Raw genomic sequence first — 12,000 nt, forward strand, 5'->3', positions numbered from 1 at the left:
CCAATCGACGTTACAGCGAGTGAGCTGTGGGCCCGGTCGAAACAGCGGCTTTGTGATGACGATGTGATGTGGGAAACCTCTCAGGAGTGCTTCGAATTCCTGAGAATCCGCAATCCTGTGCGGCTGGTTCCTGCAATTCCTTTGATCATGCCGGAGTCGGTTTTATGCCACTTATGAATTCGTTCACCGAATGATCGGCTGGATTTCTCCGGCCGCTCACACACCGTGAGAGCCCGGTCAGGGCGGACCGGAGCCGTTCAGCCAGAAGGCGCCGTAGGCCGCGGCGAGGACGGCTGTGCCTGTTGTGACCAGCGCGAACCGGGCGCCGCGCAGCCGGGCGAGGGCCTGGGCCACGGGGAACAGCAGCGGGAAGGCGGGCAGCAGCAGGCGCGGCTTGGAGCCGAAGTAGCCCGACGCGCACAGGGCGAGCGCGAGGACGACACCCGTGTACACCAGCAGTTCCACGGGCTGGCGCCGGCGGACGCCGGCCATGTACAGCCGGATCAGGAGGGCGACCCCGGCGACCAGGCCCGCGCCCGCGAGGGCCGACGGAAACGACGTGAACTTGCCGGCGGTGAAGCGGGCGAAGGCGTACCCGCCGTCGAACCCGTTGCGCCACCCGGCCTGCACGTCCAGGTACCCGAGCGGCCCCCCGCCGGTGTGGTGCCCGACCCACAGCACGTAACCGGCGGCGCCCAGCGGGGCGAGGAGCATGCCGAGGGCACGGCGCCGGACGGGGGCACGGGGTGCCTCCCGTGCGCCTGCCCGAGCGCAGGGCGCCCCGGTCTGCCCGGGTGCGCCCCGCGCGGACGGGACACGCCCGGCCTCCGCCGGAAAGGGGGCGCGCCCGCCGCCCCGCGCGCCGTGCCCGTGGCGCGCGCTTCGCTCCCGCACGAACGGGGCCACCCCCGCCGCCCACACCGCCGCGACCACCGCGAGCCCCACCGGCCGGGTCAGCCCGGCCAGCGCGGCCAGGGCGCCCGCCCCCACCCACCGGCCGGTCAGCACCGCGTACAGCGACCACGCGGCCAGCGCCGTGAAGAGGGACTCGCTGTACGCCATCGACTGCACGATCCCGACCGGCAGCACCGCCCACAGCAGCACCGCGCAGACTCCCGCCCGGGGCCCGTACACCCACTCCGCGACCGCGAAGATGCCACCGGCGGCGGCGAGCGAGGCGAGCAGGCTCACGACGAAGCCCGCGTCCGCGTACGACAGCGGCGTGAGCGCGTGCAGCAGCCGCTCCAGCCACGGCAGCAACGGGAAGAAGGCCAGGTCGGAGTGGACGTCGCCGTTCGGCAGCCGCACCTCGTGGCCGTACCCGGCTCCGGCCACCCGCGCGTACCACAGCGCGTCCCAGCGCGCGGTGAGCAGCGTGTACGCGCTCGTGCCGCGCGCCGTGCTCCACACCGCGAGCACCGCCAGGCCCAGGGCGCGGATCGCCGCGTACCCGAGGAGGGCCGGGGTCGCCCGGCGCGGGAGTGCGGCGCGGGGCGCGGCCGCGCGCCGTCCAGGATCGGTCACGGGCCCGATTATCGACCGGCCGGGGAGCCGGGCCGTCCGTCGGGGCGCGGCCCGGGACGGGCGGTGGCGCACGCCACACCGGTTCGGCCGGACGGGTGAGAGGTCCGCCACGTGCCCGCGCGGCGGACTCGCGTACGCTGACCAGTCACCCGCGCGGGGTCGCGCGGGCCGGAGACACCGCCTGACCGGCCGTACGGCAGGGGGCCCCGCCCCGCCGGTCCGCCGCACGCGAGGGATCACCTGGGAGGTACGCGCATGTCCGGGACGACCACGGCTGCCGCAGGGCCGCGCCGCCGGGCGGCCGGGGCCGGCGCGAGCCGCTGGGCCGTCCTCGTCGTCCTCTGCGTGAGCCTGCTGCTCGTCGCCCTCGACGCGACCGTGCTGCACGTGGCGGTCCCCGCCGTCACCGAGGACCTCAGGCCCGGCGCCGTGGAACTGCTCTGGATCGTCGACGTCTACCCGCTGGTGTGCGCCTCGCTGCTGATCCTGTTCGGCACGCTGGGCGACCGCGTCGGACGCAGGCGCGTCCTGCTGCTCGGCTACGCCCTGTTCGGCGTCGCCTCCGCCGCGGCCGCCTTCGCGCCGAGCGCCCGGACGCTGATCCTCGCCCGGGCGCTGCTCGGCGCCGGCGGCGCGATGATCATGCCCGCGACCCTGTCGATCCTCCGCCAGGTCTTCCCCGACCGGCGCGAGCGGGCGCTCGCGATCGGCATCTGGAGCGCGGTCGCCGCCGTCGGCGCGGCGGTCGGCCCACTGCTCGGCGGCTTCCTGCTGGAGCACTTCTGGTGGGGTTCGGTCTTCCTGGTCAACATCCCGCTGATGCTGGTGAGCCTGCCGGTCGGGCGGATCCTGCTACCCGAGTCGCGCGGCGGAGGCGACGGTCCGTGGGACGTGACCGGCGCGCTCATGGCGGCGGCCGGTCTGTTCGGCGCCGTCCTCGGCGTCAAGCGGATCGGCGGCGGCGAGCCGCCGGCCGGCCCCCTGACCCTCGGGCCGCTGCTGGCCGGCGCGGCCCTCCTCCTGCTCTTCGTACGGCGTCAGCGCCGGCGCCCGCACCCGCTGGTCGACCTGCGGATGTTCCGCCGCCCGGCGTTCAGCACCTCGGTGGGCTGCATCGTGCTGGCGATGCTCGCGCTGGTCGGCCTGGAGCTGATCGCGGCGCAGTACCTGCAGCTGGTGCTCGGCCTGTCGCCGCTGCGGACCGGCCTCAGGCTGCTGCCGCTGACCGTCGCGGCGATGGCGGCGGGTCTCGCGGGCGCGCGGATGCTGCGCCGCTTCGGGCCGCGCCGGATGGTCTGCTGCGGTTTCTGCCTCACCGCCGCGGCCGTCGTCGCGCTCACGGCGATGGGCGGCGGCGACGACCCGGCCCTGCTGCTCGGCGGTTTCGTGCTGCTCGGCTTCGGTCTGGAGACGACCCTGTTCGGGGCGTACGAGTCGATGCTCAGCGAGGCCCCCGTGCACCAGGCGGGCGGGGCGGCGGCGATCGGCGAGACCTCCTACCAACTGGGCGCCGGCATCGGGATCGCCCTGCTCGGCAGCGTGATGAACGCGGCCTACGCACCCGGTCTCGCCTCGGTGCCGGGCGTGTCCCCGCGCGCGTCGGCGGCGGCCGGGCACTCGCTCGGCGAGGCCTACGAGGTCGCCGGACGCCTCGGCGGGTCCGCGGGGTCCGCCCTGCGCCGGGCGGCGCGCGACTCCTTCGTGCACGGGCTGCACGTGACCCTGCTGGTGAGCGCGGGACTGCTGCTGCTGGGTGCCGTGATGGCGCTCCGGCTGCCCCGGACCGCGCAGTGCGGGGAGCACGGGGCGGACCGGGAGGGCGGGGGGTACGGGGAGGGGGCCGCGGGGGTGGGGCTGCCGTCCCCGCGCGGGGCGGAGAAGCCGAGGGTGTCGGCCTGACCCCCGGCCCTGGACGTGCGGGACACCGAGCCGTAACGTCGGCCGCGGAATCGTAACTAGCGTTGCTAGTTTTCCTGTGTCCCGCCGCGCCTCAGCGTGCCCCAGTGTTCCGGAGGGTGTTCCATGTCCGCGTCCGCGAAGTTGCCCCCGTTCGACGCCGCCGACCCGCTCGGGATCGACGACCTGCTGGACCCGGAGGACCTGGCCGTCCGGGACACCGTCCGGGGCTGGGCGGCCGACCGGGTGCTGCCCCGCGTCGCCGACTGGTACGAGAAGGGCGAGCTGCCCGTCGTCAGGGACCTCGCGCGCGAACTCGGCGCCCTCGGCGCCCTCGGCATGTCCCTGACGGGCTACGGCTGCGCGGGCGCCTCCGCCGTGCAGTACGGCCTGGCCTGCCTGGAGCTGGAGGCGGCCGACTCGGGCATCCGGTCCCTGGTCTCGGTGCAGGGCTCCCTCGCGATGTACGCGATCCACCGGTTCGGCAGCGAGGAGCAGAAGCAGGAGTGGCTGCCCCGCATGGCCGCCGGCGAGGTGATCGGCTGCTTCGGCCTCACCGAGCCCGACCACGGTTCCGACCCCGCCTCCATGCGCACCCGCGCCAGGCGGGACGGCGGCGACTGGGTGCTCGAGGGCCGCAAGATGTGGATCACCAACGGGTCCGTGGCCGGGGTCGCCGTCGTGTGGGCGCAGACGGACGACGGCATCCGCGGGTTCGTCGTGCCGGCCGGCAGCCCCGGCTTCTCGGCGCCCGAGATCAAGCACAAGTGGTCCCTGCGCGCGTCCGTCACCAGCGAACTCGTCCTGGACGGCGTACGGCTGCCCGCCACCGCCGTCCTGCCCGGGGCCACCGGCCTGCGCGGACCGCTCAGCTGCCTCTCGCACGCCCGCTACGGCATCGTCTGGGGCGCCATGGGCGCGGCGCGCAGCAGCCTCGAGGCGGCCCTGGAGTACGCGAGGACGCGGGAGCAGTTCGGGCGGCCCATCGGCGGCTTCCAGCTCACCCAGGCCAAGCTCGCCGACATGGCGGTGGAACTGCACAAGGGGATCCTGCTCGCCCACCATCTGGGGCGGCGGATGGACGCCGGCCGCCTGCGTCCGGAGCAGGTCAGCTTCGGCAAGCTCAACAACGTCCGCGAGGCCATCGAGATCTGCCGGACGGCGCGGACGATCCTCGGTGCCAACGGGATCTCCCTCGAATACCCCGTCATGCGGCACGCGACCAACCTGGAATCGGTGCTCACCTACGAGGGCACCGTGGAGATGCACCAGCTCGTGCTGGGCAAGGCGCTCACCGGGCAGGACGCGTTCCGGTGAGCCCCGGGGCGAGCGGGGCCGGTGGGCGGCCCCGGCTCAGCTCTGGTTGAAGAAGCCGTCCTCGCGGTGGGCCGCGGGCTCACCGCTGACGATCTGGGTGTTCGCGGGCGTCAGCAGGAAGACCCGGTTCGCGACCCGCTCGATCGTGCCTCTCAGGCCGAAGGTCAGCCCGGCCGCGAAGTCGACGACACGCTTGGCGTCGGCGGGCTCCATCGCCGTGAGGTTCATGATGACCGGGATCCCGTCCCGGAACAGCTCGCCGATGGCGCGGGCGTCCCGGAAGCTGTCCGGGGTGACCGTGCCGATCCGCCGGCCCCTCTCCTCGGCCGTGTCCGTGGCCACCCTCACCCGGGGGTCCGTGACCCAGGCGTCCCCGGACCCGGTGCCCTCGGTGTACTCGTCGTCGTAGTAGCGCTCGTCATCGTTGTCGTCGACGAGGCCGAGCCACGCACTCGCCTTGCGTACCGATCCCATGGACGCCTCCTCTCACAGCGGTCTTCCTTGCTTTCCGCATCCCTATGGTCATCCATGATGCGGACGGCGCGCCAAGTGGATAGTCGCCGCGCGGGGGGTTTGTGACGCTACTGGTGCACAGGCGATCCGTCGAGAGTCCTTGTGCCCCAAGGGTCGTGACTCATACGGCTGCTGACTGTGAGTGAAATATGATTGTCGTTGGCGGACGGGTGAGGCGCGGTGCGTACGGGTGAACGCGGCGCCTCGTACGAGCAGACAGTCGGCCGATACGATGCCGCGGCTCAACACCGCGCCACACCGCGGGGAATCGTCGTGTTCGGAATCGTCAGACCGTGCGGCCACCGGCTCGGGAAGGGCCTCACGGCCCAGTGGGCCGCGCACTTGTGCGGGCTCTGCCTCGCCCTGCGCGAGGACCACGGGCAGCTCGCCCGGGTCGTGACGAATTACGACGGGCTGCTGCTCTCCGTCCTGACGGAGGCTCAGACCGGCACGGCCGGCGGGTCCCGGCGGACGGCGGGGCCGTGCGCGCTGCGCGGGCTGCGGACGGCGTCCGTCGCACAGGGTGAGGGCGCGCGGCTCGCCGCCGCCAAGGTGCGCGACCACGTCGCCGACCGGGACGGACTGCTGGCCCGCCGGCCGGTGGCGGCCGCGGCCCGCCGGGTCGCCGAGAGCTGGGGGCGGGCCGGGGCGCGCGGCGGCTCGGCGGTCGGCTTCGACACCGGCGTCCTCCTCGACGCCGTCGACCGGCAGGGCGGCATAGAGGCCCGGGCCGGCCCCGGCACCCCGCTGCTCACGGTCACCGAGCCCACCGAGACCGCCACCGCGGCGGCCTTCGCGCACACCGCGGTGCTGGCCGGGCGGCCGGGCAACGCCGCACCGCTGGCCGAGGCGGGCCGCCTCTTCGGGCGGCTCGCCCACCTCCTGGACGCCGTCGAGGACCGGGAGGCCGACGCCGCGGCGGGCGCATGGAACCCGCTCGCCGCCACCGGCACCCCCCTCACCGAGGCCCGCCGGCTCGCCGACGACGCCGTGCGCGGCATCCGGCCGGCCCTGCGCGGGACCGGGTTCGCGGACGGCCGGCTCGCCCACCTGCTGCTCGTGCACGAACTGCCGCGCTCGGTGGACCGCGCGTTCGCCACCCGGACCTGCGCCCACGCGCCCGAGGCCTCCTTCGGGCCGCCCCCGGGCCGCCACGCGCCCAAGGCGCCGGCGCACCCCCGCGGCAACCCCTTCGGCGGTGAACCGCCGCGCCCGGACAAGCGGGGCCTGTGGGCCGGGTGCGCGGCCGCCCTCGGGCTGTGCTGCACCTGCAAGGTGTGCTGCGCCGACGAGTTCGAGGGCCCCTGGTCGCGCAAGAAGCGCAAGGGCTGGTGCGACGGCTGCGACTGTTCGTGCTGCGAGGCCTGTGAGTGCTGCGAGTGCTGCGAGTGCTGTTCGTGCTGCGACGGCTGCTAGCGGCACCGCCGCCGTCCCGCGCCCGCCCGGGGCGCGGGGGCCGTTCCCCGGTTCCTCAGTTCCCCAGCTCCGGCGGGCTGATCTCCGACCTGCTGATCGCCGAACCGGTCGTCCCCCACTTCTTCAGGATCCTGGCGTACGTGCCGTCGGCGATCAGCCTGTCGACCGCGGCCCGGAAGGCCGGCGCCAGCCGGGTGCCCTTCCGGAAGGCGAAGCCGACGTCCAGGCGGCGGAACTCGTTGAGGAACTTCAGGCCCCGCTGGTGGGCCACCGCGTAGCGCAGGCCGTTGATGGTGGACATCACGACGTCGCTGCGGCCCTGCTGGACCGAGGACCAGACCGCGCTCGGCTCGGAGTACGCCTGCACCCGGTACGCCTTCCTGCCCGCGTCCGCGCACACGTGCTCGTTCTCCTCCAGCGTGGCCTCGAAGGTCGTGCCGGCGCCGGTGGCGACGTTCAGGCCGCACAGCTGCTTCAGGTCGGTGATCCGGGACAGCCCGCTGTCCTCGCGGGTGGCGAAGCCCTGTCCGTCGTTGACGTAGGTGACGAAGTCGATGGTCCTGCGGCGCTCGTCGGTCACCCCGAAGTTGCTGGCGCCGACGTCGTACTTGCCGCTGTCCAGTGCGGGCAGGATCGCCTCGAAGCTCGCCTGCTCCACCTTCAGCCGGAGCCCCAGCACCTTGGCGACCGCCTCGGTGAAGTCGACGTCCTGCCCGGTCAGGGTCTTGCCGTCGGGCAGGTAGGTGGTGCCGGGCGGCGTGCCGCCGACGCTGATCGCGACGGTGAGCCGCGTGACGCCCGCGGGCAGCAGCCGCGCGGCCGCGCCGTCCTCGCGGACGGCGGAGACCACGTCCGTGGTCGGGACCCCGTCGGCCCGCGCGGCGACGCCGGCCGCGCCGGTTCCGGCCGGGCCTCCGGAACCCGAACCGCAGGCGGTGAGGAGGAGGACGGACGACGTGATCGCGGCAAAAGGCACAAAAAGCCGATAGGTGGGCGTGCGCATGGGGAAGCGGTCTCCTGGGAGCGGAAGCGGGCGGAGCGCGAGGGGAGGGGTGCGCGTGTGAAGGCGGGGAGGAAGAGAAAGGAAGAAGGGGGGATGAGGAGAAGGGGGAACGCGCAGGCCGCCCGCTCAGGAGGCGGGCACGCAGGGGGTCAGCTCAACAGGACGAGGACCACACGCGACCGAAGTCGATGTGGGAGCGGGTGACCAGCCACTGCTGTGGACGCATGGCCCAAGTGGAACAGGCATCCGATGTCACGTCAACCGCCCTGAGACGTCCGGCTCACAGTGCGGACACCCTTGACAGCGCACCGAAACGCCCGCGTACCCTCGTCGGGCGGCCCTGCTGAGGGGCTCGGCCGTGTCCGCGCCGCGAGGCGCTCCCGTGTGAAGGCACCACCCGTGTTCGTTCCCCGCTCCCGGCCCCGGTCGAGCGGGAGGGACTCCCAGCCGCCACGGAGCCTTCGCATGTCATCCGACACCCTCGCCCAAGTCCCCGCCGCCCCCGAGGCGTCCGAACACGCGGACGCCCTCAGGACCGTCCCGCAGCGCCGTCCCGGGCAGTGGGCGGCCGCCGTCGCCGTCCTGGTGCTGCTCGCGCTCGCCGTCACCTCCGTCCTGCGCAACAAGGCGTTCCAGTGGGACGTGGTGGCCGACTACTTCGCCTCGGACTCCGTGCTGCGCGGACTGTGGCTCACGCTGTGGCTGACCGCGGTGGTCATGGTCCTCGGCTTCGCCCTCGGCACCCTGCTCGCCGCGTTCCGACTCTCCGCCAACCCCGTGCTCCGCTGGGTCGGCCGGGGCTACGTGTGGCTGTTCCGTTCGATCCCGCTCCTGGTGCAACTGCTGCTGTGGTTCAACATCGGCGCCCTGTACCCGCGGGTCCTCGGGGTCAGGACGGTCGACCTGCTCAGCCCGGTCGCCGTCGCGATCGTCGGCCTCACCCTGCACGAGGCCGCCTACGCCGCCGAGGTCGTCCGAGGCGGCATCCTCTCCGTGGACCGCGGGCAGGTCGAGGCCGCCCAGGCGCTCGGCCTGAGCCGGCGGCGGCGCTGGTGGCGCATCGTGCTGCCGCAGGCCATGCGCTCCATCGTGCCGCCCGCCGGCAACATGCTGATCGGCACCCTCAAGGGCACCTCCATCGTCAGCGTCATCGCGGTCGACGACCTGCTGTTCTCCACCCAGTTGATCTACCACCGCACCTATCAGGTCATCCCGCTGCTGATGGTCGCCACCCTCTGGTACACCGCCGTCACCTCGGTGCTCGGCGTCGGCCAGTACTACGTCGAGAGGCACTACGCGCGCGGCACGGAGGCCGCACGATGAAGCCGCAGCTGGTGATCGTGGGAGCCGGGCCGCGGGGGACCGGACTGCTCGAACGCATCGCCGCCAACGCCCCCGACCTGTACGCCGGTTCGTCCCTCGACATCCACCTGGTCGACCCCCATCCGCCGGGCGGCGGCCGCATCTGGCGCGAGGCGCAGTCACCGCTGCTGTGGATGAACTCGCACGCCGAGGACGTCACCATGTTCACCGACGAGACGGTGGCCATGGACGGCCCGGTGCGCGCGGGCCCCACCCTGCACGAGTGGGCCGGCCTGGACGGCCGTACCTTCGCCGACCGGCGGATCCAGGGCCGCTACCTGCGGTGGTGCTACGAGCGGGCGGTCGCCGAACTGCCCCCGGGCATCACCGTCCACCACCACCCCCGGCGCGCCGTGCGGATCGGCGGCCCGCGCGGGGGACGCCAGCAGGTGTGGCTGGAGGGCCGCCCGCGCCCCCTGCTCGCCGACCTGGTCGTCCTCGCCCTCGGCCACCTAGACTCCGAACCGGACGACGAGCAGACCGGGCTGGCCGCGTACGCCCGCGCCCACGAACTGGTCCACCTGCCGCCCGACTTCACCGCCGACAGCGACCTGTCCGCGCTGCGGCCCGGTGAACCCGTCCTGGTACGGGGCTTCGGGCTGGCCTTCGTCGACCTGATGGTGCTGCTCACCGAGGGCCGGGGCGGACGGTACGAAGGGGACGCCTACGTTCCCTCCGGCCGCGAGCCGGTGCTGTACGTGGGCTCACGGCGCGGGGTGCCGTACCACGCGAAGATCGGCTACGACTGGACCGGGGAACGGCCGCCGCTGCCCCGCTTCTTCGGCCCCGACGAGGTCCGGGCGCTGCTGGCCAGGCCCCAGGGGTTCGACTTCCGCGCCGATGTGTGGCCGCTGGTGGAGAAGGAGCTGGGCTTCGCCCACTACCACCGGCTCTTCACCGCCCACGCCGGGCGCACGGCGATGGACTGGGCCGGCTTCGAGGAGGAGTACGCGGCCGCCACCGGCCCCGACGAGGTCCGGGCACTCGTCGCCGCCGCCGTGCCGGACCCCGCCGACCGCCTCGACCTCGCAGCGCTCGACCAGCCCCTGGACGGGGTGCGGTACGCCTCGCACGAGGAGTTCCAGGAGGGCCTGCGCGGGTACGTCGAGGCGGACCTGACCCGCCGCCACGACCCGCGCTTCAGTCCCGACCTGGGCGTCTTCCTCGGACTGCTGTCCGTCTACGGGCAACTGGTGCGGCTCGGGAACGTGGGTCCCCGGTGGCACGGATTCTTCAGTTTCCTGGCGTCCGGCCCCCCCGGACCCCGGCTGCGGCAGATGCTCGCCCTGTCCCGGGCCGGTCTGCTGAGGTTCGTCGGCGCCGGCATGACCGTCACCGCAGAGGACGGGGTGTTCCGGGCGGCCAGCGCGACCGTGCCGGGGTTCTCCGTCGAGGCGCGGGCGCTGGTCGAGGCACGGCTGCCCGAGCCGACCGTGGCGCGCGCCCGCGACGGCCTGCTGCGGGAGCTGCACGCCGACGGTGCCGCCGAGACCCCCGACGGGCTGCTGCGCGTCGACCCCGCCGACGGCCGGATCCTCGACGGCGCCGGCCGCCCGCACCCGAGGCGCTTCGCGCTCGGCCCGTACACCGACGGCCGCACCCCCGGCGCCTTCACCCGGCCGCGCACCGGCGGACCCGCGTTCCGGCAGAACGACGCCACCGCCCGGGCCGCCCTGTCCTTCCTGCGGGAGCGGGCCGACCGCGCCGCCGCCTGACCCCCGATCCGCCTCCCGAGAAAAGGAACCCCGCGATGACCGTCATGGTCGACATCAGGTCGGTGCACAAGAGCTTCGGCTCCCTGGAGGTCCTCAAGGGCATCGACCTCCAGGTCCGCGCCGGCGAGGTCACCGTCGTGCTCGGCCCCTCCGGTTCCGGCAAGTCCACGCTGCTGCGCGCCGTCAACCACCTGGAGAAGGTGGACCGGGGGGCGGTCAGCGTGGACGGCGTGCTCATCGGCTACCGGCGCTCCGGCGACAAGCTGTACGAACTGCCCGAGCGCGAGGTGCTCCGGCAGCGCACGCACATCGGCTTCGTCTTCCAGAACTTCCACCTCTTCCCGCACCTCACCGTGCTGGACAACGTCGTCGAGGCCCCGGTGTCCGCGCTGAGGCGGCCCCGCGGGCAGGCCGTGCGGGACGCCCGCCGGCTGCTGGAGCGGGTGGGGCTCGGCGACAAGGCCGACGCCTACCCCCGGCAGCTGTCCGGCGGCCAGCAGCAGCGCGTCGCCATCGCGCGGGCGCTCGCCCTGGAACCGAAACTGCTGTTGTTCGACGAGCCGACCTCGGCGCTGGACCCCGAGCTGGTCGGCGAGGTGCTCGATGTCATCCGGGACCTGGCCCGGCAGGGCACGACGATGATCGTCGTCACGCACGAGATCTCCTTCGCCCGGGAGGTCGCCGACACCGTGGTGTTCATGGCCGACGGCCGGATCGTCGAGCAGGGGCCGCCCGACGAGGTGCTGGGCGCTCCGCGCGAGGAGCGGACACGGGCGTTCCTGGCGAAGGTGCTGTGAGGGAGGGCCGCCCCGGGGCGCGCCGCGCCCGGCGCCGCCGGCCCCGGCCGCCGTGCCCGCCGGCGCGGCGCGGCGCGACGGTCCCCGCGTCCTGCGGCCCGCTCGCGCCGACCGTCCCACTGCATCGGAGGGCTTTTCGGAAGGGCGACTTCCGGACACCCCCGGAACACGGGTGACGGATGAGCACGGAGCGCCGCCCACCGCCGTCCAGGGCCGACGGCCCGGCCCTGGACGGCCATCCCCGCGGGGGAGGCCCGGCCGGGCGCCGGCCCCGGTCCAAGGGTGCGGGCACGGGTCGCGCCCGGCGGGGAACGGCTGGTCGTGCCGGTCCGCGAGGGGGTCCGGGGGTGCGGGTGCACGGCCCCGGTCGGCGGGCCGCCGCGCCTTCCGGGGCATCGCGGCCACCCCGTACGACCCGCGCCGGCCGGTGCCCGGACGCTGCACGCCGCACGGCGCC

At 74.2% G+C, this 12,000-nt stretch carries 9 protein-coding genes; 6 read left to right on the forward strand and 3 right to left on the reverse strand.

The genetic code is table 11. From position 1 onward, the window contains the following. Window positions 1-237: 237 nt before the first annotated feature. Window positions 238-1,524: a hypothetical protein gene (locus QQY24_RS24390; RefSeq protein WP_301974856.1), complete on the reverse strand. Its 1,287-nt coding sequence runs from the start codon at window positions 1,522-1,524 to the stop codon at window positions 238-240. 255 nt (window positions 1,525-1,779) lie between these two features. Between QQY24_RS24390 and QQY24_RS24395 the strand changes: the two genes are divergently transcribed. Continuing rightward, window positions 1,780-3,423 carry an MFS transporter gene (locus tag QQY24_RS24395; protein ID WP_301974857.1) on the forward strand — a complete coding sequence of 548 codons (1,644 nt, stop codon included), beginning with the start codon at window positions 1,780-1,782 and terminating at the stop codon, window positions 3,421-3,423. A 123-nt stretch (window positions 3,424-3,546) separates the two neighbouring features. Next, window positions 3,547-4,737, forward strand: coding sequence for an acyl-CoA dehydrogenase family protein (locus tag QQY24_RS24400; protein WP_301974858.1), 1,191 nt, complete (start codon window positions 3,547-3,549; stop codon window positions 4,735-4,737). A gap of 36 nt (window positions 4,738-4,773) precedes the next feature. On the opposite strand, the gene QQY24_RS24405 is transcribed toward QQY24_RS24400, so the two are convergent. Beyond that, entirely contained in the window at window positions 4,774-5,211 is a 438-nt protein-coding gene (locus QQY24_RS24405) for a cell division protein SepF (protein ID WP_301974859.1), read from the reverse strand. Between the two features lie 312 nt (window positions 5,212-5,523). Here QQY24_RS24405 and QQY24_RS24410 point away from each other — a divergent pair, with 312 nt between their 5' ends. Further along, window positions 5,524-6,666: a DUF5685 family protein gene (locus QQY24_RS24410; RefSeq protein ID WP_301974860.1), complete on the forward strand. Its 1,143-nt coding sequence runs from the start codon at window positions 5,524-5,526 to the stop codon at window positions 6,664-6,666. A 55-nt stretch (window positions 6,667-6,721) separates the two neighbouring features. On the opposite strand, the gene QQY24_RS24415 is transcribed toward QQY24_RS24410, so the two are convergent. After that, window positions 6,722-7,669, reverse strand: coding sequence for an ABC transporter substrate-binding protein (locus QQY24_RS24415; protein WP_301974861.1), 948 nt, complete (start codon window positions 7,667-7,669; stop codon window positions 6,722-6,724). 465 nt (window positions 7,670-8,134) lie between these two features. On the opposite strand from QQY24_RS24415, the gene QQY24_RS24420 reads away from it, so the two are divergent. From QQY24_RS24420 to QQY24_RS24430, 3 genes are read left to right on the forward strand one after another with little or no spacing between them, the layout of a single operon-like run. After that, complete coding sequence (locus tag QQY24_RS24420; RefSeq protein ID WP_301974863.1) at window positions 8,135-8,992, forward strand: amino acid ABC transporter permease; 858 nt, start codon at window positions 8,135-8,137, stop codon at window positions 8,990-8,992. Continuing rightward, the gene (locus QQY24_RS24425) at window positions 8,989-10,746 is read left to right on the forward strand and encodes an FAD/NAD(P)-binding domain-containing protein (RefSeq protein ID WP_301974864.1); all 1,758 of its coding nucleotides are present in this window, start codon (window positions 8,989-8,991) and stop codon (window positions 10,744-10,746) included. Before QQY24_RS24420 ends, QQY24_RS24425 begins: the two co-directional genes overlap by 4 nt. A gap of 35 nt (window positions 10,747-10,781) precedes the next feature. Beyond that, entirely contained in the window at window positions 10,782-11,543 is a 762-nt protein-coding gene (locus tag QQY24_RS24430; RefSeq protein WP_301974865.1) for an amino acid ABC transporter ATP-binding protein, read from the forward strand. The last annotated feature ends 457 nt before the right edge of the window (window positions 11,544-12,000 follow it).

The sequence above is a fragment of the Streptomyces sp. TG1A-8 genome (genome assembly GCF_030499535.1).
Classification (GTDB): domain Bacteria; phylum Actinomycetota; class Actinomycetes; order Streptomycetales; family Streptomycetaceae; genus Streptomyces.